General features: G+C 66.1%; 19 protein-coding genes. 11 read left to right on the top strand and 8 right to left on the bottom strand.

Annotated elements, in window-relative coordinates:
- Positions 1 to 531: 531 nt before the first annotated feature.
- The 4 genes from MRBLST15_RS06750 to MRBLST15_RS06735 all read left to right on the top strand — a co-directional run bounded on the left by MRBLST15_RS06750 (position 532) and on the right by MRBLST15_RS06735 (position 5,420).
- Complete coding sequence (locus MRBLST15_RS06750) at positions 532 to 2,196, top strand: sensor domain-containing diguanylate cyclase (RefSeq protein ID WP_312704999.1); 1,665 nt, start codon at positions 532 to 534, stop codon at positions 2,194 to 2,196.
- Between the two features lie 34 nt (positions 2,197 to 2,230).
- A complete protein-coding gene (locus tag MRBLST15_RS06745) occupies positions 2,231 to 2,953 on the top strand; it encodes a pseudouridine synthase (protein ID WP_265951484.1) in 723 nt (240 codons plus the stop codon).
- Positions 2,954 to 3,068: 115 nt separating this feature from the next.
- The gene (locus tag MRBLST15_RS06740; protein WP_312705000.1) at positions 3,069 to 4,139 is read left to right on the top strand and encodes a GGDEF domain-containing protein; all 1,071 of its coding nucleotides are present in this window, start codon (positions 3,069 to 3,071) and stop codon (positions 4,137 to 4,139) included.
- A gap of 120 nt (positions 4,140 to 4,259) precedes the next feature.
- Positions 4,260 to 5,420, top strand: coding sequence for an AAA family ATPase (locus MRBLST15_RS06735; protein ID WP_265951487.1), 1,161 nt, complete (start codon positions 4,260 to 4,262; stop codon positions 5,418 to 5,420).
- Between the two features lie 39 nt (positions 5,421 to 5,459).
- Here the strand turns inward: MRBLST15_RS06735 and MRBLST15_RS06730 are convergent, their stop codons facing one another.
- Genes MRBLST15_RS06730 through MRBLST15_RS06720 form a run of 3 tightly spaced genes read right to left on the bottom strand, consistent with a single transcriptional unit; the run spans position 5,460 to position 7,710 of the window.
- On the bottom strand, positions 5,460 to 6,407 hold the full coding sequence (locus MRBLST15_RS06730) for a DMT family transporter (RefSeq protein ID WP_367785511.1): 948 nt from the start codon (positions 6,405 to 6,407) through the stop codon (positions 5,460 to 5,462).
- A 47-nt stretch (positions 6,408 to 6,454) separates the two neighbouring features.
- A complete protein-coding gene (locus MRBLST15_RS06725) occupies positions 6,455 to 7,270 on the bottom strand; it encodes a DUF72 domain-containing protein (RefSeq protein ID WP_265951489.1) in 816 nt (271 codons plus the stop codon).
- A complete protein-coding gene (locus MRBLST15_RS06720; protein WP_312705003.1) occupies positions 7,267 to 7,710 on the bottom strand; it encodes a VOC family protein in 444 nt (147 codons plus the stop codon). The genes MRBLST15_RS06725 and MRBLST15_RS06720 overlap by 4 nt, the downstream gene beginning before the upstream one ends.
- A 110-nt stretch (positions 7,711 to 7,820) precedes the next feature.
- Here MRBLST15_RS06720 and MRBLST15_RS06715 point away from each other — a divergent pair, with 110 nt between their 5' ends.
- Positions 7,821 to 9,380: a serine hydrolase gene (locus MRBLST15_RS06715; RefSeq protein ID WP_312705004.1), complete on the top strand. Its 1,560-nt coding sequence runs from the start codon at positions 7,821 to 7,823 to the stop codon at positions 9,378 to 9,380.
- A gap of 106 nt (positions 9,381 to 9,486) precedes the next feature.
- Complete coding sequence (gene smrA / locus MRBLST15_RS06710) at positions 9,487 to 11,319, top strand: multidrug efflux ABC transporter SmrA (RefSeq protein ID WP_367785510.1); 1,833 nt, start codon at positions 9,487 to 9,489, stop codon at positions 11,317 to 11,319.
- 119 nt (positions 11,320 to 11,438) lie between these two features.
- On the opposite strand, the gene MRBLST15_RS06705 is transcribed toward smrA, so the two are convergent.
- The gene (locus MRBLST15_RS06705; protein WP_367785509.1) at positions 11,439 to 13,247 is read right to left on the bottom strand and encodes a DUF885 domain-containing protein; all 1,809 of its coding nucleotides are present in this window, start codon (positions 13,245 to 13,247) and stop codon (positions 11,439 to 11,441) included.
- A 112-nt stretch (positions 13,248 to 13,359) separates the two neighbouring features.
- On the opposite strand from MRBLST15_RS06705, the gene MRBLST15_RS06700 reads away from it, so the two are divergent.
- Positions 13,360 to 13,716, top strand: a complete 357-nt coding sequence (locus tag MRBLST15_RS06700) for a GFA family protein (RefSeq protein ID WP_089239800.1) — start codon at positions 13,360 to 13,362, stop codon at positions 13,714 to 13,716.
- Complete coding sequence (locus MRBLST15_RS06695; protein WP_367785508.1) at positions 13,713 to 14,528, top strand: DUF4349 domain-containing protein; 816 nt, start codon at positions 13,713 to 13,715, stop codon at positions 14,526 to 14,528. The genes MRBLST15_RS06700 and MRBLST15_RS06695 overlap by 4 nt, the downstream gene beginning before the upstream one ends.
- Before the next feature lie 91 nt (positions 14,529 to 14,619).
- Here MRBLST15_RS06695 and MRBLST15_RS06690 read toward each other — a convergent pair whose 3' ends face one another.
- Both MRBLST15_RS06690 and MRBLST15_RS06685 read right to left on the bottom strand, forming a co-directional pair.
- Complete coding sequence (locus MRBLST15_RS06690; protein ID WP_025877698.1) at positions 14,620 to 14,913, bottom strand: hypothetical protein; 294 nt, start codon at positions 14,911 to 14,913, stop codon at positions 14,620 to 14,622.
- A 69-nt stretch (positions 14,914 to 14,982) separates the two neighbouring features.
- Positions 14,983 to 15,927, bottom strand: coding sequence for a LysR substrate-binding domain-containing protein (locus tag MRBLST15_RS06685; protein WP_312705006.1), 945 nt, complete (start codon positions 15,925 to 15,927; stop codon positions 14,983 to 14,985).
- 116 nt (positions 15,928 to 16,043) lie between these two features.
- Between MRBLST15_RS06685 and MRBLST15_RS06680 the strand changes: the two genes are divergently transcribed.
- The gene (locus tag MRBLST15_RS06680) at positions 16,044 to 16,916 is read left to right on the top strand and encodes a DMT family transporter (RefSeq protein ID WP_180164144.1); all 873 of its coding nucleotides are present in this window, start codon (positions 16,044 to 16,046) and stop codon (positions 16,914 to 16,916) included.
- A gap of 488 nt (positions 16,917 to 17,404) precedes the next feature.
- Here the strand turns inward: MRBLST15_RS06680 and MRBLST15_RS06675 are convergent, their stop codons facing one another.
- Together MRBLST15_RS06675 and MRBLST15_RS06670 are read right to left on the bottom strand one after the other, a co-directional pair.
- On the bottom strand, positions 17,405 to 18,307 hold the full coding sequence (locus tag MRBLST15_RS06675; protein WP_367785507.1) for a peptidylprolyl isomerase: 903 nt from the start codon (positions 18,305 to 18,307) through the stop codon (positions 17,405 to 17,407).
- 130 nt (positions 18,308 to 18,437) lie between these two features.
- Positions 18,438 to 18,911, bottom strand: a complete 474-nt coding sequence (locus MRBLST15_RS06670; RefSeq protein ID WP_236511347.1) for a hypothetical protein — start codon at positions 18,909 to 18,911, stop codon at positions 18,438 to 18,440.
- Positions 18,912 to 19,130: 219 nt separating this feature from the next.
- Here MRBLST15_RS06670 and MRBLST15_RS06665 point away from each other — a divergent pair, with 219 nt between their 5' ends.
- Both MRBLST15_RS06665 and MRBLST15_RS06660 read left to right on the top strand, forming a co-directional pair.
- On the top strand, positions 19,131 to 19,496 hold the full coding sequence (locus MRBLST15_RS06665; RefSeq protein WP_099821443.1) for a PadR family transcriptional regulator: 366 nt from the start codon (positions 19,131 to 19,133) through the stop codon (positions 19,494 to 19,496).
- On the top strand, positions 19,493 to 20,482 hold the full coding sequence (locus tag MRBLST15_RS06660) for a sensor domain-containing protein (protein ID WP_265951499.1): 990 nt from the start codon (positions 19,493 to 19,495) through the stop codon (positions 20,480 to 20,482). Before MRBLST15_RS06665 ends, MRBLST15_RS06660 begins: the two co-directional genes overlap by 4 nt.
- Positions 20,483 to 20,511: the final 29 nt, after the last annotated feature.

The raw sequence follows: 20,511 nt of genomic DNA, 5'->3' as shown, positions 1-20,511 counted from the left end.
GTCCGGTTGCGGGGGACGCCGTAAACCCATCCCTGGGGGCTTGGCCGCGGCATCCATGCCGCGGACACCCCCGCAACCGGACCCACCCCGCCTTCGACAGGTTCACGCGGCTGTTGGTGGGTGTCGACCTTGGTCGACGCGTAGATCCACGCCATGCGTGGATGACATCCAATCCATTCAATGATTTCGAAATCGGTATGAACATCCATCCACGCACGGCGTGGATCTACCAGATGGCCGGACACTGTCAGGGGTGGGGCGGTATGGGCAGGCAGGACCGTTGGCGCCATGGATGGCGCCATCGAGCCCCCATGGATGGGTTTACGGCGTGTCCTGCCTGCCCATACCGCCCCGCCCACCTCGGTAGCCCGCTTTCGCTGTTGCTTCGGCTCCGGCCTCTGCGGGTGCCGGGCGGCAGCCCGGCCAGCACCCCGCCACTTTGGTCTACACATCGGTGGTGCATTCCGCTGCGATAATGCCGCCAGGGGCGACGCGCAGTGGGCGCGGACGTAAGCAGTAACAGGACGTGGCGTGGGCGGCAGGCAGGTGCGTTTCGAAACAGGGGCGGTGCTTGTCCTGCTGCTGGTGTGGTTGGCATTGCCGTGGCTGGGCCATGCGCGCAGCGTCGACGCCGGCCGCGATTACCTGCTGGTCGGCACCGCGACGGCCGAACCTACGCCCCATCGCGCGTGCACGCCGGAGATGCTGGCCGGGCCGCGCCAGCAGACGCAGGTGAATGCACCGCCGGAAGGCTGGTCCGGCGAGCCGCAGGCGCTGGATGTCTTCAATGTCTTCGCCGGCGAAGTGCGGCTGCAGCACGGTGACCGCGAGATCTGCGGCAACATGCAGGACGCGCGCACCCGCGATTCGCGCTTCCGGGCGGGCATTGGCATGGTGGCGGTACCTGCTGCCGGCAGCCACGAACCCTTCCTGGTCTCCTGGCAGACGCCGCTGAAGGCGCGCTGGGTGCCGACATTGCAGCTGGGCGCACCCAGCCCGGTGCAGCAGAACGACACGGCCCGGCTGCTGGTGCGCGCCGCCTGCATCGCCGTGGCAATCGCGCTGGCGCTGTCGGCGCTGATGGCCTATCTGACCACCCGTGACCGCAGTTTCCTGATGTACATCGGCGCCACCCTCGTGCTGGTGCTGTGGCAGTCGATCCTCGGTGGCCTCAGCGGCTATCCCGAACCCTGGCTGCGGGTTGGCGGGCGTGGGGACGGGTGGCTGCTGGCGCTGACTGCGGCGACCCAGGCACTGGTGTTGCCGGCGTTGTGGCGCCTGAACGGCGGTGACCGCGTACTGCCACGTTCGCGCCTTGGCCAGCAACTGGTGTTGTGGTCCCTGCTGATGCTGGCGGCGGTGGTGCCGTGGTTGCAGCGCGATGGACTGGGCGTGGTCGCGCAGATCCTGCAGGGGACCTTCATTGTCGGTTGCGCACTGTCGTTGGCGATGGGCATCTGGGCCCGGCTGCGCGGCGATGTCTGGTCGCTGGCAGGACTGGCCGCACTGGCGCCGATGCTGGTGCTGATCGTGGCCGACGCTGCAAGTGCGCACTGGTTGATGGAGTACCGGGTGGAGGCCCTGCAGCTGGCGGTCACCTGGCTGCTGATGATGGCGGCCTACGCGCTCAACCTGCGCCTGGGCCGGCTGCGCCAGCAGCGTGACGAAATGCGCCAGCTCGCCGAGACCGACATGCTGACCGGCCTGCCCAACCGCCGCGCCGGTCTGCACCAGCTGGCCCAGCATCTGCAGGGCGGCGAGCGCGAGCGGGGGCCGCTGGTGATCGGCTTCCTCGATATCGATCTGTTCAAGGACATCAATGATCGCCACGGCCATGAGGTCGGCGACCAGGTGCTGGTGGCCGTGGCCCGCGCGCTTCGCGCCGCTGTCCGCAGCGAGGACCAGGTGGTGCGGATGGGGGGCGAGGAGTTCCTGCTGCTGTTGCCGGGCATGCCGCGGGAGATCGCGGCCGCCCGCCTGGAACGCCTGCGCCAGCGCATCACCGAGACCTGCCGGGACCTGCAGGTGCATGGCCTGGAGGTGACCGCGAGCATCGGCCTGGCGCAGTGGCGGCCGGCCGAAGATGACCTGGCGGCCCTGCTGCGGCGCGCCGACCACGCCATGTACGTGGCCAAGCGCAGTGGCCGCAACCGGGTGTTCGATGGAGAGACCGAAGATCCATTGACCACGGCATGAGGCGGGAAGGGCGACGATGCCGGATAATGGGGCGATGACCAGCCGACTCAACAAATACATCGCCGACACCGGCTTCTGCTCCCGTCGCGAGGCCGATCGCCTGATCGCCGCCCGCCGCGTCACCGTCAATGGCCATGCCGCCGGCACCGGCGCGGTGGTCGGCGAGGAGGACAAGGTGCTGGTCGATGGCCAGCCGTTGCGCGTGCGCACTGCCCGCAAGCCGGGCGCCCGCCGTCACGTGTACATCGTGCTGAACAAGCCGGTGGGCGTGACCTGCACCACCGAAAGCACGGTGAAGGGCAACATCGTCGACTTCGTCGGCCACGAACAGCGCATCTTCCCGATCGGCCGCCTCGATAAAGAGTCGGAAGGCCTGATCCTGATGACCAGCAACGGCGACATCGTCAACCAGATCCTGCGCGCCGAGAATGGCCACCAGAAGGAATACCTGGTGGCGGTGAACAAGCCGGTCACCGACGAATTCCTGCGCGCGATGGCTCGCGGCGTGCGAATCCATGACCAGATGACGCTGCCGTGCAAGACCTCGCGGATCGCCAAGTTCGGTTTCCGCATCATCCTGCAGCAGGGCCTGAACCGGCAGATCCGGCTGATGTCGGCCGAGTTCGGCTACCGCGTGACGCAGCTGCGGCGCGTACGCATCGACAACATCAAGATCGGTGCGCTGAAACCGGGCCAGTGGCGCAACCTGACCGAGCAGGAGCTGCATGGCCTGCTGCCGCAGCAGCAGGACTGGTAAACGACGTGTGTAGAACCGAGCCTATGCTCGGCTGCCGTTGCCCGGGTGCAGCCGAGCATGGGTGCGGCTCTACATCAGCTAGACTTTGCGGCGACCTGCCGGAACGTGACGCTGCATGATCAAGCCCGACAAGCCCGCCAACGAAGCGCTGCGTCTGGAGGCGCTGTACCGCTACCGGATCCTCGATTCCGAACGGGAACGCTCGTTCGATGATCTGGTCGCCATTGCCAAGGCGGTATGCGGCACGACGATGGCGGCCGTGACCCTGATCGACGTCGAGCGGCAGTGGTTCAAGGCGATACAGGGCATCGATGCGGCCGAGAACCTGCGCAGTGAATCGATGTGCGGCCATGCGATCCTGCAGCCGCAGGAGATCATGGTGGTCGAGGACGCGCTGCAGGACGTGCGCTTCCACGACAACCCGGTGGTGACCGGCGACCCTCACGTGCGTTTCTATGCCGGTGCGCCGTTGATCAGCAGCGACGGCCTGCCGCTGGGAACCCTGTGCGTGTTCGACGCGCGGCCGCAGCAGCTGGCGGCCGACAAGGCCGAAGCGCTGGCCGCGCTGTCCCGGCAGGTGATGGTGGTGATGGAGCTGCGCCGTTTCGCGCTGGATATCCAGCGGCACATGCTCGAGCGCCACGATTACGAACGCCTGTTGTCGGAGTACCACGATGTGCTGCTGGCCCAGAACGCCGACCTGGCCGAACAGAGCCGTACCGACGCCCTGACCGGCCTGCCCAACCGGCGTGCGATGGCAGTAGCGCTGGAGGAAGCGATGGCCGCCGCCGATGGCAGCCATCGGCAGACCTGCGTAGCGCTGGTGGACATTGACCATTTCAAGCACATCAATGATTTCCAGGGCCATGCGACCGGTGACCGGGTGCTGGCCGAACTTGGGGTACTGCTGCGCTCGCACTTCGCCGGGCGCGGCATGGCCGCACGCTATGGCGGTGAGGAATTCGTCGCACTGATGCCGGACGTGGACCTGCGCACCGCAGAACTGCAATGCGAGTTCCTGCGCGTGGCGGTGTCCAACCTACCACTGGGCTTTCCAGTGACGATCAGCATCGGTGTGGCCCAGCACCAGCCCGGTGAAACGTCTGAACAGACCCTGGTCCGTGCCGATGCCGCGTTGTACCGGGCCAAGGGCGCCGGCCGCAACCGGGTGGAAGTGGCGCCCTGAGCGCCCGCGCGGCTGCGGTAGACCCACGCCATGCGTGGTTGGCCCGCGCCTTCCAGTGCTGTCGCAGCCATTGCGATACCCGTGCTGCACCCTCAACGTCTCACCGCAAGGACGTCGACCATGCTGCAGACCCTGGCCATCGCCAACTACCGATCACTGCATGCGCTGGTGCTGCCGATGCAGCGGCTCAACGTGGTCACCGGCGACAACGGCAGTGGCAAATCCAGCCTGTACCGCGCGCTGCGCCTGCTGGCGGAAACCGCGCAGGGCGGTGTTGCCGCAGTGCTCGCCCGCGAGGGCGGATTGGGTTCGGCACTCTGGGCCGGTCCGGAAAAGATCGACCGCCGCGTGCTGGCCGGTGAGATTCCGCTTCAGGGCGGACCGCGGCAGGAATCGGTGGGGCTCAAGCTGGGCTTCGCCACCGATGAATTCGGCTACGCCATCGACCTCGGCTATCCGCCGCCAAGCCGATCGGCCTTTGCGCTGGACCCCCAGATCAAGGCCGAAGCAATCTGGGCGGGCCCCTTCCTGCGCAGCGCCAATCTGCTGGTCGACCGCCGCGGTGCGCTGGTGCGGCAGCGGCACGCGCGCGGCTGGGATCTGGTGGACGACCGACTGTCGCTGTTCGACAGCCTGTTCACCCAGGTGGGTGATCCGCAGCGCATGCCGGAAGCCATCACCTTGCGCGAATACATCCGACGTTGGCGCTTCTACGACCACTTCCGCAGCGATGCCGATGCCCCGGCGCGACAACCGGCAATGGCGACCCGCACCCCGGTGCTGCACCACGACGGCCGCGACCTCGCCGCCGCCTGGGTGACGATCCTGGAAATTGGCGATCCGCAGGCGCTGGCGCGCAGTGTCGAGGATGCATTCCCGGGGGCGACGGTGAGCTTCGAGGAACTGGATGGCCGGCTCGCGCTGCGCTTCCACCAGCCCGGGCTGCTGCGGCCACTGTCGATGGCCGAACTGTCCGACGGCACGTTGCGTTTCCTGTTGCTGGCAGCGGCGCTGCACACGCCTCGGCCGCCGCCGCTGCTGGTACTCAACGAACCAGAGACCAGCCTGCATCCAGACCTGCTGCCGGCGCTGGCACGCTTGATCATCGCCGCCAGTGCGCGCAGCCAGGTCTGGGTCGTTTCGCATGCCACGCGCTTGATCGCCGCGCTGGAGCAGGCGCCGCACTGCCACTCGATGCACCTGCTCAAGGAGCACGGGCGGACGCTGCTGAGCGGGCAGGGCCTGCTGGATGCGCCGGCCTGGCACTGGCCGCAGCGCTGAGACGGGTACCGGGAAGATCCGCGCTATGCGCGGACACACTCAATCGGCGATGTTGCGCGCTTCGGATGTGCCGAGGATCTCCGGATGCTGCACGCGCTTGCGGCGGTTCAGCAGCGGATGCAGGAACACGGCACCGACGATGATCGCCACGCCCAGGTAGAACCACGGGGTGACTTCATGCTGCTCGCGCAGCAGCACCACGGCCAGCAACACGGCGTAGACCGGTTCCAGGTTGGTGACCAGCTGCACGGTGTAGGCGCTGAGGTGGCGCAGCGCGACCAGGGCCAGGGCGAACGGCAGCAGCGTGCAGACACCGGCCAGCACCAGCAGCAGGATGCCGTCGTGCAGGTCGGGAACGATCCACAACGGACTGGCCAGCGCCGGCAGCAGGTACGGCATCAGCGGTGCCAGCAGGGTCAGGGTGATGGTGCCGGCGCCCAGTTCCAGCGCGGTGACCGTCAGCGGATCGGCATGGCTGACCATGCGCTTGTTGAGCGAGCCGAACACCGCCACCAGCAGGGCCGAGAGCGCACCGATCAACACGCCCAGGCGCATGCCGTCGGGCACGCCGCCCACCACCAGCGCCACACCGGGCAGCACGGCCAGGCCAAACGCCAGCTCGCGCATCTGGAACGGGCGTTTGGCCACCCAGGGTTCGATGATCGAAGTGAACACCGGTGCCAGCGCGATGCAGGTCGCAGCAACCGAGGCATTGGCCAGCTTCACCGCGCCATAGAACGTGAGCCAATGCAGCGCGACCAGTGCACCGATGCCGGCATAGCCGGCGACCAGCCGCAGCGGCAACGTACGCAGCCCGCGCCAGACCCGCGGCAGCAGTGCCAGCATCGCCACCACCAGCAGCATCCGCCACCACACCAGCGGCAGTGCGGGCAGGGTGATCAACTTGCCCAGGATGGCGGTGACGCCCCACAGCAGGACACAGAAGTGGATCTGCCAAAGCGCTTTGCGGGTGTCGGGTGTGGTCATCGCCCTATTGTGAGGCAAGGCCGCGCGCAACGCCCATCTGCAGGCGTTCAGTCGCCCTCGATGAGCCGTTGCAGCGCCATCGCCGCCGCTGGGTTGCGCACCTTGCCGGCGCCGATGCACAACAGGTAGACCTCGCGCGGCACAGCAGCGGCCGGTGGGGCCAGGCAGGGCAGGTCATCCACCGCCTCGCCTCGCGCCCACCTCCGCGCGCGACCGGCCCAGCGCTGCTGCATCGGCATGGGAAGACCTTCGGTCAGCCGGGCCTGGCTGCGTTTGATCCGTGCATAGACGAAGCCGGCGGTGATGTCGCCGTGCAACGGTGACTCGTCGCTGTCTTCGATCACCAGGGCCACGCCATGCCGGCGCGCCGCTTCAACCAGTTCCGGCCCATGGACGCTGGCGTTGCGCACCTCCAGCGCATGTTGCAGCACTGTTCCCTCCCGCTGCTGTGGCAGCTGTGCCATGAAGGCGTCCAGCGCCTCGGCATCGGCCGGGTGCTGCGGGTCGAACTGCCAGAGCAACGGGCCGAGCCTGTCGCCGAGAGCGATGGCTGCCTGCAGGAACGAGCCCGCTGCCTCGACCGTGGACGACAGATCGCGGCGCTGCACCAGATGGCGCGGCGCCTTCATCGAGAAGCGGAAACCGTCTGGCGTCTGCGCGGCCCACTGCGCACACTGGGTCGCTGTCGGGGTGCGGTAGAAGGTGCCGTTGATTTCGATGCAGCGCAACGCGCGACTGGCGTAGGCCAGCTCTTCGCGCTGGATCAACCCTTGTGGATAGAAGGCGCCACCACGCCATTGCGGGTACACCCAGCCGCCGATACCGCAGCGGACCGGCAGCGCAGACGCTGATCGTGCCGTCATTGCGCGTGTTCCGCCCGCCACGGATCGTAACTGCCGAACCACCACAGGTAGCCTTCCGGGTCGGCGCAGGCATAGCCACGTCCACCGTAGGGCTGGTCGGCAATATCGATGACGATGCGTGCACCGGCGGCCTTGGCCCGCGCGTAGTGGGCGTCGGCGTCGGTGACGATCACGCAGGCGCTCTGGGTCTGCCGGCCACCGACTTCATCGGGCATCACCGCCAGCTTGGCCCATTCGCCGCTGTTGCTGGCAGATCCGAGCATGATCATGCCCTGGCCGAACACCAGCTGTGCGTGGTGCACGGTATCGCCGTCGGCATACACGGCCTGCGCATGGAAACCGAACGCGCGCTGCAACCAGTCGATGGCGGCCAGCGCATCGCGATAGCGCAGGCACGGAATGATGGTGGAGCCGTTGCTGCTCTGGCCGTTCGCACCCATGACACCCCTCCTATGGCACAGGGCAGGCTGCACCCGGGACCGTTACCATCGCGCGAAACCCCGGTGACGGCCTGCACATGGCCGCTACCCCTGTTCGGAGATGGTGCTGGATGAAAACCTGGATCGGAGGAGCCGTGCTGCTCGCGTGCACGACCATGGCCAATGCGGCGACGCCGCAGCAGCTGCAGGACCTGGATGCGACCGTCGAGCGCGTGCGCGCGCAGTTCGACGTGCCCGGTATCGCCGTGGCCGTGGTCAAGGACGGGCAGGTGGTGCTGGAGCGCGGCTGGGGCGTGCGTGAACTGGGCAAGCCGGCGCCGGTCGAGGCCGATACCCTGTTCGCCATCGCCTCCAACACAAAGGCCTTCACTGCCACGTCGCTGAATCTGCTGGCCGAGGACGGCAAGCTGAAGATGGACGACAAGGTGATCGATCACCTGCCATCGTTCCGCATGTCCGATCCGTTCGTGACCGGGCAGATGACGATCCGCGACCTGCTTTCGCATCGCAGCGGCCTGAGCCTGGGCGCGGGCGACCTGCTGTTCTGGCCGACCACCTCCTACAGCAATGCCGAAGTCGTGCAGCGCCTTGGCCAGGTGCCGCTGAAAGGTGGTTTCCGCGAGCGCTATGCCTACGACAACATCCTGTATGCGGTCGCCCAGCAGGTGATCGAGCACGTCTCGGGCATGAGCTACCAGCAGTTCCTGCAGACGCGCATCTTCGACAAGGTCGGTATGGCCGGCACGCGTTACAACGCCGATCACCTCAGGGCCGGCGACAACGCTGCGGTCGGTCATGCCAAGTACGATTTCAAGGATCTGCGTACCGTTGCGCCGTTGACCTGGTCGAACAACGCCGGTGCCGGTGGCATCTATTCCAGTGCCCATGACATGGCACGCTGGATGCAGGTGCAGCTGGCCGAAGGCAAGCTGGCCGATGGCACGCCGCTGTTCACCGCCAAGAGCCAGCAGCAGATGTGGCAGATGATCACGCCGCAGACGATTCCGGCGCCAAGCGTGCCGGAGCTGGCGCCGGCGCGGGCCAACTTCGCCGGCTATGGCGAGGGCTGGAGCCTGAGCGACTATCGCGGGCAGAAGCTGGTCTGGCACACCGGTGGCTGGCCGGGCATGGTTTCGCGGCTGACCCTGGTGCCGGGCGAGAAGCTGGGCGTGGTGGTGCTGACCAACCAGGAAGTGGGTGCGGCGTTCAATGCGATCACGCTGAGCGTGCTCGATGCCTACCTGGGCGGTGAAAAGCACGACTGGGTGGATGCCTATGCCAAGGGCGTGGCCAAGGGCCAGGACAAGGCCGACGAAGCCTGGGCCAAGCACCAGGCGGAGCGTGACAAGGGCAGCAGGCCGTCGTTGCCGCTGGCCGGGTATGCGGCGACCTACCGCGACCGCTGGTATGGCGACATGGTCATCCGCGCGGAAGGCAAGGGTCTGCGACTGCGCTTTGCGAAGACCTCACAGCTGAGCGGCCGCCTGGAACACTGGCAGCACGACACCTTCATCGTGCGCTGGGATGATCGCTCGCTCAATGCCGATGCGTTCGTGAATTTCAGCCTGGACCCGGATGGAAAAGTGCGCGAGGTGCGCATGCAGCCGATCTCCGACCTGACCGATTTCAGCTTCGATTTCCAGGATCTGCTGTTCACTCCGGTGAAATAACGCCGCCGGGCATGGCCCGGCGCTACCCGGGAACGGGGGCGATCGTCGGCCGGCGTACACACGCGGCGTGGGATACTCCGCCGGCTATCGATGGCGAGGGAATGCGATGTTCCGTTGGTTTGAATCCCTGATTCCGGTGTTCCCGCCCATTGACGGGCGCATGCCGCCGCGCACCGTGGTGCCGTTCTACCTGCACTACCTGCGGCCGGTGTGGCCGGTGCTGCTGGCCACCCTGATCGCCGGCCTGCTGCTGGCGCTGGTGGAAGTGGCGATGTTCGATTTCCTCGGCCGCATCGTCGACATGGTCGCCGAGCAGCCCGGCGCGGACTTCTTCCAGCGCCATGCCGACACCCTCGGCTGGATGCTGTTCATCACGGTCATCGCGCGCCCGATCCTGGTCGGCCTGCACAACCTGCTGGTCAACCAGGCCATCGTGCCGGGCCTGAGCAATCGCTCGCGCTGGTTGATGCACAACTACGTGGTGCGGCAGAGCCTGAGCTTCTTCCAGAACGACTTCGCCGGCAGCATGGCCAACCGGGTGATGCAGACCGGCACCTCGCTGCGCGAGTCGGCGGTGCAGATGGTCGATTCGCTGTGGTACATCGTCGTCTACACCGGCACCGCGCTGTACCTGTTCGCGCAGGCCGACTGGCGGTTGATGGTGCCGCTGATCCTGTGGCTGCTGGCCTACGTGGTGATCATGATCTACTTCGTGCCGCGCGCGAAGGAGCGGGCCTGGATCGCGTCGGAGGCGCGCTCCAAGGCGATGGGACGCATCGTCGACGGCTACACCAACATTCCCACGCTGAAGCTGTTCGCCCACGGCGGCCGTGAGCAGGCCTATGTCGCCGATTCGATCCAGGAACTGGCGGTCAAGCACCGCGCGCAGACCCGGATCACCACCGGCATGGACCTGACCATCGCCATCGTCAACGGGTTCCTCATCGCCGGTACCTGCGGCCTGGCGTTGTGGTTGTGGAATGGCGGACATATCACCGTCGGCGCGATCACTTTGGCGACCGGTCTGGTGATCCGCATCCACAACATGTCCGGCTGGATCATGTGGACCATCAACGGCATCTTCGAGGACATCGGCACGGTGCAGGATGGCATCACCACCATCGCCCAGCCGCTGACCGTGCAGGACCGCGGGGATGCGGTGCCGTTGCAGGTGACACGTGGCGGTGTGCATTTCCAGGACGTCCATTTCCACTACGGCAAGAAGGGTGGCGTGATCGCTGGCCTGGACCTGGTGGTGAAGCCGGGCGAGAAGATCGGCCTGGTTGGCCCGTCCGGTGCCGGCAAGTCGACGCTGGTGAACGTGCTGCTGCGGCTGTACGACCTGGAAAGCGGGCGCATCCTGATCGACGACCAGGACATCGCCTACGTCACCCAGGAAAGCCTTCGCCAGCAGATCGGCGTGGTGACCCAGGACACCTCGCTGCTGCACCGTTCGATCCGCGACAACCTGCTGTACGGCCGCCCGGATGCAACCGATGAGCAGCTGCGCGCGGCGGTGGCCAAAGCGCGCGCGGAGGCGTTCATCGATACGCTGGTCGACGGCGAAGGGCGTCGTGGTTACGACGCGCATGTCGGCGAGCGCGGCGTGAAGCTGTCCGGTGGCCAACGTCAGCGAATTGCGATTGCCCGCGTGCTGCTGAAGGATGCGCCGATCCTGGTGCTGGACGAGGCCACCTCGGCGCTGGACTCGGAAGTGGAAGCGGCGATCCAGGACAATCTGGACGAGCTGATGGGTGGCAAGACGGTGATCGCGATCGCCCATCGCCTGTCGACCATCGCGCGCATGGACCGGCTGGTGGTGATGGACCAGGGCCGCATCGTCGAGACCGGTACCCATGCCGAGCTGATCGAGGCCGGCGGCCTGTACGCGCGCTTGTGGGCGCGGCAGACCGGTGGGTTTGTGGCGGCCGAGCAATAACGGACCTTGGACGGTGGCTGAGCAGCAGTAGATCCACGCCACGCGTGGATGCCGTACAACACAGATGAAAACGGCCCGGGTCTCCCCGGGCCGTTTTCATTCAACTCACAACCGATCCATCACTCGATCGGCTGGTCCAGCATCAGCTGGCGGGCGAAGCGCACCGGCGGTGCGCCGTAGGACAGCATCTGGTCGTGGTAGGCCTTCAGGTTGAACTTGTCACCCAGCTTGTCCTGCATCGCCTTGCGGGTGTCGAAGTGTTCCTGTGCACCGACGAAGTAGGTCGGCAGCTGTGCCGAGGTCAGCTGCGCGCGCACCCACTTGCCCGAGGCTTCGCTTTCCTGCTGGAAGGCGTCGTGGGTCATCAGGTGCATCGCCTTCTCGCGATCCCAGTTGTCCACGTGCACGCCCTGGTCGAGGATCGCGTTGGAGATCGTGCGCAGGTAGAACTTCAGCTGCACCAGGTGGAACAGCGGATCGTTGTTGAGATAACCCTGCTCCTGCATCATCCGCTCGGTGTAGACCGCCCAACCCTCGGCGAACAGGCCCGAACGCAGCACCGCGCGCAGGGTCGAGGGGAACTTGGCCGAATGCCAGCCTTCCAGGTAGTGGCCCGGGGTGCCTTCGTGGATGCTCAGCAGGTGGATCATGCGCGAGTTGTACTCACGCAGGAACGAGTCAACCTGCTTGTCGTTCCAGTCGTCCGGAATCGGCGAGACGGCGTAGAACGTCTTCAGGTTCTTGTCCAGCGGGCCCGGTGAATCGCAGTAGGCTACGGCCACGCCGCGCTGGAATTCCGGCATCAGGATGATGTCCACCGGCGCGTCGGGCAGGGTCATCAGATCGTGCTCGCGGACGAACGCGGTGGACTGTTCCAGTGCCGCCTTGGCATCGTCGACCACCTTGTCGCGCGCCGGCTTGTCAGCGTAGGCCAGCTCCAGCGCGGCCTCGATCGCCTTCTGCTGCTGTTCGTCGCTCGGCTGCGCCGGCATTTCCGGTGCGCCCGGCTTGTCCTTCAGCACGGTCTGCGCGATGCCGTACATGTCCTCGCGTACGCGCTTCAGCTCGGCACGTGCACGCTCACCGATCTCCTGTCGCGACAGCGAGGAATTCAGCGCGAACTTCAGCTTCTGGTCGTATTTTTCCGCACCGATGCGGAAATCGCCCTTGGCGTTCGGCACCAGCGTCTTGTCCAGCCAGGTCTGCTGCTCGTCCACGGCCTTCTTCAGGCCATCGATGGCAGCCTGCAGGCGCTGCTGGTCGGCCTGCGGCAGCTCGCCGATATGCGGGGTGATGAAGGTATCGACGATGCTGAGGATGCCCTTGTTCTGCTTGGCCACGGTCTCGGCATGGATCTTCGGCACGCGTGCCGGATCCAGGTTCTCGCGGGCCTGGGCAAAGATCGCCGGCAGCTTTTCCATGCGCGCGGTGGCCGACTTCAGGCGCTCCGGCAGCGGCGCGAACTCGCGCGCCATCAGGCCGTAGATCGCGCTGCCGGCGATACCGTTGTACAGCTGCGGGTCCCACTTGCCGGACTGCATCACCTCGGCATTCCAGATTTCCGACTGCAGCTGGTTGCGCAGGATCGCGGCATCCACCTGGTTCTCGCGGCCCAGCTTGGCCACCTCGATCTTGTCCAGCTCGCCCAGCAGGCCCTTGTAGGCATCCGCGGTCTTCTGCTGGCCGGCGGCGCTCAGATCGTCGATCTCGCTGTCATAGCGGTGGTCGCCGATCTGGGTGGCACTGACCGGAGACAGCTGCATCCAGGTGTCCAGGGCACGCTTGGACAGGTCTGCGAAGGCGGCATCGACCGCCGCGTCCCCAGCCTGCTGGCTGGCGGCCGGGGTGGAACCGTTGGTCGGGGCATCGGCCGGCTGGCAACCGGCGAGGGCGGCGACGAGGGCGAGGGCAAGAAGATGCGGGCGCATCGGCATTCCTGTACGGGGTCAATCCACGAGCATAGGCCCCCGGGGCTGCTTTGTCCCCGTGCCATAGGATTACCATGGGCGCACACAAGGACCCTCCAGCGGAGCGCAGGACATGGAATACCAGGGAAGCTGCCATTGCGGCAGGATCGCATTCACCGTGCAGGCTGATGCCCCCATCAAGGACGTCATCGACTGCAACTGCTCGATGTGCCGTCGCCGCGGCAGCCTGCTCTGGTTCGCCCCGCGCGAGGCGTTCCAGCTGGGCACCGACATTGCCGACGTGGCGACCTACCAGTTCAACACCCACAACATCGATCACCATCACTGCCGCGCGTGCGGCACCGCGCCGTACAGCGAGGCGGTGGATCCGCGCAGTGGCCTGCCGATGGTGGCGATCAACGTGCGCTGCCTGCCGCAGGTCGAGCTTGGTGGCTTGTCGATCACCTCGTTCGACGGAGCTTCGCGATGACGGCGCCTCGCGTGTGGACGCGCGTGGTGATGGCGCCGGCATTGCTGCTGGCGTTGGCGGCCTGCGCCAAGAACGGTGAGCGAGCGCAGGAGGCCGGTGCAGTCGCTGCCGATGCCGATGCCGCTGTCGCTGTCGCTTCGCCGGAAGGCGCCTTCCTGGCCTATGAGCACGATGTGCAGGTGCAGCTGGAAGCGGCGCAGATCGCGCCACGCATTCAGCAGGTGGCACAGGCCTGCCAGAACGCGAAGTTCGGCGAGTGCGCGGTGCTGCAGGTGGATCAGCGCAGCGGCGAACAGCCCAGTGGCGAGGTCAAGGTACGCATCGCGCCGAAGGGCGTGGAATCGCTGATCGGCCTGGCCGGCGAGGGGGGCAAGCTGCAGGCGCGCAATACGCGTGCCGAGGACCTGGCCCAGCAGGTGGCCGACACCGCGCTGACCAAGGCACGGCTGGAGAAGGAGCACGCTCGGCTGCTGTCCTACCAGGACCGCGGCGATCTGAAGATCGAGGATCTGATGGCGATCACCACGCGCTTGTCGGAGATCGAGGCGGGTGTGGAGCAGGCCACCAAGGACGCCGCCCAGCAGCGCAGGCGCATCGATACCCAGCTGGTGACGATGCATTTCGATACCACCTCGGGCCAGCGCAGCCGCAGCGAGATCGGCGAAGCCCTGAGCGAGTCGGGAAGCATCCTCAGCACCAGCGTGGCATTCCTGATCCGTGCCGCAGCCGCATTGCTGCCGGTGGGCGTGGTGGCGCTGGTGATGGCCTGGATCGTCCGTGTGCTGATCCGTCGTCGCCGTCGTAAAGCCTGATCGACACCGGGCGATGCGCTCGCCGGTCGTGGACCGGCGCTACCGAGGTGCCTCGAGCATCGGGTAGCGCCGGGCCATGCCCGGCGGACGCTCAGCCTTCGTCGGTCTCGTATTCGACGAACACATCCAGTTCCAGCGCAAGTTCCTGCACCGCATCGCGCACCTTCTGCGCGGTGCTTTCGTTGCCCACTTCCACTTCCAGTTCGTGGGTACCCGGGCCGATGTCGTCGGACAGGCCAGCCGAACTGGAATCATCGTCATCCATGTGCGGCATCAGGTCGTCGGTCTCTTCGACGTGTTCGATGCCTTCCAGGCCGAGCAGCAGGTCGCTGATCGCACGGGCATCGTCTTCGGTTCCGGTAATTCGCAGTCGCAGCAGGGCCATGGCGGAAGCACGTTGTGGGGTTCGCCTGCAGCCTAGCCAGCGCCGGGCAAAGATCGGGTGAGGGCGCAGTCAGCCGGGTGTGCTCGGGCGCCCCAGCAGGCTGTCAGGCAACGCGGGAACCGGCGTGCGTTCGTCCTGCGCCTGGACCAGCAACCAGTCGATGAACAGCCGCGCGGCGGGGCTGGGCGGCCGCCCTTCGGCATGCACCACGTAATAGGCATAGCGTGCTTTCAGTGCAGGACCTGGCAGGCGCACCAGCTCATAGCGCTGCAGATAAGGCTGAGCGACGTGGGTGCGTGCCAGCACCGCGCCCATGCCATACACCGCCGCGCGCATCGCGTCGGTACTGTCGGCGAAGGTGTGCATCGCCGGCAACGGCGACGGCGGGCGCACTCCGGCGTGGCGGAACCAGTCACGCCAGCCCTGTGGTGACAGATCACTGAGCAGCGGCAACTCAGCGATGCGTGCCGGATCTTCCAGTACTTCGACACCGGGCAGCGCCGGGGACGCGACGGGAAAGAGGTTGTCGTCCATCAGGTGCTGCGCGTGCAGTCCGGGCCACTGGCCCAGTCCATAACGGATGCCCACCTCCGGGCCGTTTTCGTCGTAGCGGTCCAGGCCACTGCCGGTGTGCAGTTCGATGCGGATGTGCGGATGGGCCTGGGTGAAACGCGGCAGCCGTGGCAGCAGCCAGCAATACGACAATGAGCGCAGCGTAGAGATCCGCAGCGGCACGCTGTCCGCATCCGGCTGCAGATGGTGGGCGACGGCGGCGACATCGGTGAACGCCGCGCTGGCGGCGTCGGCCAACTGCCGGCCCTCGGCCGTCAGGCGTACCCCACGCGCATGGCGCAGGAACAGGCGCGTGGCCAGCACTTCCTCCAGGCGACGCACATGGTGGCTGACCGCGCTGGCGGTCAGATGCAGTTCCTCCGCCGCCTGGGCGAAGTTCTGGTGGCGCGCGGCGACCGCGAATACGGCCAGCGCAGGGAGCAGGGAAGGACGCAGCAGCATGTCGAGCCTCAAACCATATTTGTGGCCAGCAGCGATACTACGCGCTTGTGCAGTGGGCGTCTGCGGCCGATCCTGTGTGGCCAGGCCAGCGCCACGTTGACGGACGGACATAGAAGATGAATGCGATATCCCAGGCGACCGAGCGCGATTGGCGCACACCGCTGGAATTGACCCTGCTCGGCGCGATCTGGGGCTGCTCGTTCCTGTTCATGCGCGTGGCGGTGCCCTCGTTCGGTCCGTTCGCCCTGGTCGAGGTGCGGCTGGTGCTGGGCGCACTGGTGCTGCTGCCGTTCCTGTGGCGCGCCCGCGCGCAGTTCCCGCCACGCCGCTGGCTGTGGCTGGCACCGATCGGTCTGGTCAATTCGGCGTTGCCGTTCGTGCTGTTCGCTTACGCCGCAGAGCGTGCGCCGGCGGCCATCGGGGCGATCTGCAATGCGATGACGGTGCTGTTCGCCGCGTTGATTGCGTTCCTGTTCTTCGGCGAGAAGATCGGTGTGCGTCGCGCAGGCGCACTGCTGGTCGGCTTTGCCGGCGTGGTGGTGCTGGCTACGGCCAAAATCTCGGGGTTGAGCATCGGCACGGCAGTGCTGGCCGGTGCGGCGGCGTCCCTGCTGTACGGCCTGGGCGTGAACCTGGTGAAGCGGCACATGACCGGTCTGCCCTCGGCTGCAGCAGCCGCTGCCACGTTGTCGTGCGCCTCATTGTGGTTGTTGCCGATGGCGCTCACGCATCTGCCGCAGGGCCCGATTCCGGGCAAGGCATGGGGTGCGGCGATCGCGCTGGGCGTGGTCTGCACCGGGTTCGCCTTCCTGATGTTCTATCGCCTGATCGGCCGCATCGGGCCGTCGCGTGCGTCAACGGTGACCTACCTGGTGCCGTTGTTCGGTGCTGCGTTTGCCTGGCTGTTCCTGGGCGAAGCGGTGACGGTGCAGATGTTGATTGCCGGTGCGTTGATTCTGGGCAGCGTGGCCGTCAGCCAGAAGGGCTGAGGCATTTTGCACGTGGCACGTGCTGAAGGTGCTTCATTGTTCATGGGCGTTACTTTTCTTTGTACGCAAAGAAAAGTAACCAAAAGAAACGTTCCGCCAGTCACGAGCCGATGCGCGTTGCGCATCGGTACCCTGCGCTCCTCGGTCCGCCGAGGGACGGCGCGGGAACTCGCTGCGCTCAGACACCCGCGCCTCTTCGCCCTCGCCGGACCTGCGGTGCTCGGCTCGCTCAAGGCGGACCCAGATCAAAGGCCACAGCTGCACCCAGTAGATCCACGCCATGCGCGGAGGCATTTGCTGTTGATCTTGACCTTTCAGTCCGCCTTGAGCGAGCCGAGCATCGCAGGGGACCGACGTGCGAAGCACGGCGGCTCGTGACCTGGCGGCGCGTTTTTTTGGTTAATTTTCTTTTCGCGCGAAAAGAAAAGCGACGCCCATGGACAGTGAAGCACCTTCAGCACGCGCCACGCGCAGAACCCCCGACGGCGTTACTTCACCGGCACCGGAATATTGCAAAGATCGATATGCCCGGCCGGGCGCTTGTAGAAGTCATCCACGCGATTGCGCCGTGCCTCCACCGTGTCGGCGAAGGTCTTCGAATCGGTGCGCAGCACCTGGATCGGTGTGCGTTCGGCCACAGGTACATCACTGACGCGACGGATCGACACGATCGGCGTGCGCAGCTTCGGGTCGACGTAGAAGCCCATCGGTGCCGGTCCACGCGGGATCGCGCTGAGCAGTTCCATGCCCTTCCGCACGCGGCCGACCAGGGTGATGTTGCGGTCCAGCTGGCGCGGCGATTGGCCGGTCACCACGTAGAGTTCTGCACCGATGCTGCTGTCCTCTTCGTTGCTGCGGCCCGCACCCAGCATGCCGTAGCAGTGCGCCAGCCAGGCCTTGCCGGCCTGCGGGTCCTGACCGACCGGGAAGCCGTCGACGAAGCCGGTCTGCGCTGCCCAGCCATCGCGATCCGGCAGCACACTCACCTTCAAACCGCTGTTGGCACGCTCGAATTCGGCCGGCAGCTTGCGCTGCGCGCTGCCGAACGGCTTGGCCTTGGTCGCATCGTCGGCGTCGGCATCGCCGAACTGCACCACGAAGTTGTCCTGCGAGCGGTAGATGCTGGTGCCGTCCCAGAAGTGCTCGTGGGCGAAGGTCTGGATGTTGCCGACATGGCGCGGGGCGAACTGCGGCGCCAGCTCGATGATCACCCGCCCGGCCGGCAGGTCCATGTACAGCAGGTTGGCCGGGTCTGGGGTGCGCCAGTCGCTGGCCGCCGAGGCATCCAGGATCTGCTGCGGGCTGCGGTAGGGCGTGGCTGCGCTGGCCAGCGAGGGCAGCAGGCAGCACAGGGCGAGGGCGGTCAGGGCAAGGCGACGGCGGTGCGGCATGGTAACCCCGGAACATGAACAAGGCTTCGATTCTGCGCGACGAGATACCGTATCGCCAAGTGACATGCGGGGCATTCGCGTCAGCCTGCGCGCCACCTCTTGGACGATCCAATCGGTCTGGCATCAACGCCTATCTTTCTTCTGCAATTAGACCGGAGTAATGGCCGAAGACAGGAACAGGTTCATAGTTGCCTGTCGGATCGTGCGTAGTTGAAGACTCTTCCAGATGATGAGGCGAGAAATTCTCCCTGGTTATCGTAAGCCGACCATCTTCATTGAAGAGGTAGCTGGTCCCTTCGGCAATGCTTTCACTCTTCTCATCGAACGTTGTATGTACCGCCATGCTCAGGAACAGATTTCCCGGTGCTACCTGCTGGAACTGATACGTCAGGCGCTCCCTTAGATGTTCATCCAGAAAGTCGACGCCAATCATGTCTTTGCCCAATAGCACATCGATAATCGCTGATGGCGTGGTGGGGGAGCCAACGAGAACCGTGTAGCGGGCCTGGTTCTCATGTCTCGCTTTGGCCTCGGATTCACTGATTATGTTTCGGGCGGACTTCTTTGCGCCAAACCAGAAGTCGCAATAGTAAAACTCAGTCATAAGTGGATGATCCCGGGATCGTCGTGCTCGCAGGAGCTGGATCAGCCGCTGCGCGTTGGAAGGTGACGGTATGTCGCGGCTCGCAGAGGGGCAAGCCAGCCAATGGGCCTGCCGGCCAGGTGGTCAGCCGGCCCACGCCAACCGGCAGAGTGACTAACGACACATTCGCTATAGCGGACTTCGCACTACTGTTGACTTCAACGTAGTGGAGGGCCGGTCATGTCCGAAGACGATGTCCACCTGAAGAAGTTCCAGAAGGAGCTCAGCGCCGGCACGGTCTCGTTGGCCCTGCTGGCGGTGCTGGCCCGCGCCGGTGAGCCGCTGTACGGCTACCTGATCGCCAAGGAGCTGGAGCGTGTGGGCGAGGGCGTGCTCAGCGGCAAGCAGAGCGCGCTGTACCCGGTGCTGCGCAACCTTGAAGGCGCCGGCCTGCTGGAGAGCCATGTGGAGCCATCCAGCAGCGGGCCGCCGCGCCGCTACTACCGCATCAACGCGCGTGGCCGGGAGGTGCTGGAGCAATGGCGCCAGGCTTGGCGCGACACCCGTGATTCCGTCGATTCCGTGTTGGAGGGGGTACCGCAATGAACGACCTGAACCTGGCAGGCAACAGTCTGCCCAGCACCATTCCGCAGTACCTGGCGCAGTTGCGTGCGGCACTGGACGGTGCCGATCCGGCGATGGTGCAGGACGCCCTGTACGACGCCGAGGAATACCTGCGCTCTGAACTGGCAGCGCAACCCGGCCGCAGCGAAGCCGAGGTCATCGCCGATGTCGCCGGCAGCTACGGTGCACCGGACGAGGTGGCGGAGATCTATCGCGAAACCGAGCTCACGGTGAACCGCGCGCTGCGTACGCCGCGGGCCGACACGGGCCCGGTGCTGCGTGCAGCGGCCGAGGCCAGCGGTGCTGCGCCGGCGGCGCAGCCGGCCGCCACCGTGCAGCGCTCGCTGCTGGCGCGCTTCTTCGGCGTGGTGACCGACCCGCACACCTACGGCGCACTGTTCTACATGCTGTTGTCGCTGGCCACCGGCATCTTCTTCTTCACCTGGGTGGTCACCGGCCTGTCGCTGTCGCTGGGCCTGCTGATCCTGATCATCGGCGTGCCGTTGACCGTGCTGTTCTTCGGCTCGGTGCGTGGGCTGGCGTTGCTGGAAGGGCGGCTGGTGGAAGCGCTGCTGGGTGAGCGCATGCCGCGCCGGCCGCAGTACACCGACCGCAGCCGCAGCTGGCTGCAGCGTATCGGCGACATGTTCACCGATGGCCGTACCTGGCTGACCCTGCTGTATTTCGTGCTGATGCTGCCGCTGGGCATCATCTACTTCACCATCGCGGTGACCCTGCTGTCGCTGTCGCTGGGTTTGATCTGGGCGCCGGTGGCGGCGATCTTCAGTGGCGATATCCCCGGCATCTACATCAACGACGTGAACGTGCTGCCGATGGCGGCCTCACCGCTGGTGGCCATCGTGGTTGCAGCGGTGGGCGTGTTGCTGCTGCTGCTGACGATGCACCTGGCACGCGGCATCGGCAAGCTGCACGGCATGCTGGCCAAGAACCTGCTGGTGCGGTTGTAACGGACCAGGGGTCGGATCCCTGTTCTGCG

Origin of the sequence: Stenotrophomonas sp. LST15-1-1.1 (assembly GCF_040815575.1) — a bacterium.
Classification (GTDB): Bacteria; Pseudomonadota; Gammaproteobacteria; order Xanthomonadales; family Xanthomonadaceae; genus Stenotrophomonas; species Stenotrophomonas lactitubi_B.
The sequence above is the reverse complement of the archived record's forward strand: the minus strand, read 5'-3'. Positions and strand labels throughout refer to the sequence as shown.

Bases quoted from the DNA above. Each gene is read 5' to 3' on its own strand.
- MRBLST15_RS06745 (WP_265951484.1), top strand. From the start codon at position 2,231: ATGACCAGCCGACTCAACAAATACATCGCCGACACCGGCTTCTGCTCC.
- MRBLST15_RS06740 (WP_312705000.1), top strand. From the start codon at position 3,069: ATGATCAAGCCCGACAAGCCCGCCAACGAAGCGCTGCGTCTGGAGGCG.
- MRBLST15_RS06735 (WP_265951487.1), top strand. From the start codon at position 4,260: ATGCTGCAGACCCTGGCCATCGCCAACTACCGATCACTGCATGCGCTG.
- MRBLST15_RS06730 (WP_367785511.1), bottom strand. From the start codon at position 6,407: ATGACCACACCCGACACCCGCAAAGCGCTTTGGCAGATCCACTTCTGT.
- MRBLST15_RS06725 (WP_265951489.1), bottom strand. From the start codon at position 7,270: ATGACGGCACGATCAGCGTCTGCGCTGCCGGTCCGCTGCGGTATCGGC.
- MRBLST15_RS06720 (WP_312705003.1), bottom strand. From the start codon at position 7,710: ATGGGTGCGAACGGCCAGAGCAGCAACGGCTCCACCATCATTCCGTGC.
- MRBLST15_RS06715 (WP_312705004.1), top strand. From the start codon at position 7,821: ATGAAAACCTGGATCGGAGGAGCCGTGCTGCTCGCGTGCACGACCATG.
- smrA (WP_367785510.1), top strand. From the start codon at position 9,487: ATGTTCCGTTGGTTTGAATCCCTGATTCCGGTGTTCCCGCCCATTGAC.
- MRBLST15_RS06705 (WP_367785509.1), bottom strand. From the start codon at position 13,247: ATGCGCCCGCATCTTCTTGCCCTCGCCCTCGTCGCCGCCCTCGCCGGT.
- MRBLST15_RS06700 (WP_089239800.1), top strand. From the start codon at position 13,360: ATGGAATACCAGGGAAGCTGCCATTGCGGCAGGATCGCATTCACCGTG.
- MRBLST15_RS06695 (WP_367785508.1), top strand. From the start codon at position 13,713: ATGACGGCGCCTCGCGTGTGGACGCGCGTGGTGATGGCGCCGGCATTG.
- MRBLST15_RS06690 (WP_025877698.1), bottom strand. From the start codon at position 14,913: ATGGCCCTGCTGCGACTGCGAATTACCGGAACCGAAGACGATGCCCGT.
- MRBLST15_RS06685 (WP_312705006.1), bottom strand. From the start codon at position 15,927: ATGCTGCTGCGTCCTTCCCTGCTCCCTGCGCTGGCCGTATTCGCGGTC.
- MRBLST15_RS06680 (WP_180164144.1), top strand. From the start codon at position 16,044: ATGAATGCGATATCCCAGGCGACCGAGCGCGATTGGCGCACACCGCTG.
- MRBLST15_RS06675 (WP_367785507.1), bottom strand. From the start codon at position 18,307: ATGCCGCACCGCCGTCGCCTTGCCCTGACCGCCCTCGCCCTGTGCTGC.
- MRBLST15_RS06670 (WP_236511347.1), bottom strand. From the start codon at position 18,911: ATGACTGAGTTTTACTATTGCGACTTCTGGTTTGGCGCAAAGAAGTCC.
- MRBLST15_RS06665 (WP_099821443.1), top strand. From the start codon at position 19,131: ATGTCCGAAGACGATGTCCACCTGAAGAAGTTCCAGAAGGAGCTCAGC.
- MRBLST15_RS06660 (WP_265951499.1), top strand. From the start codon at position 19,493: ATGAACGACCTGAACCTGGCAGGCAACAGTCTGCCCAGCACCATTCCG.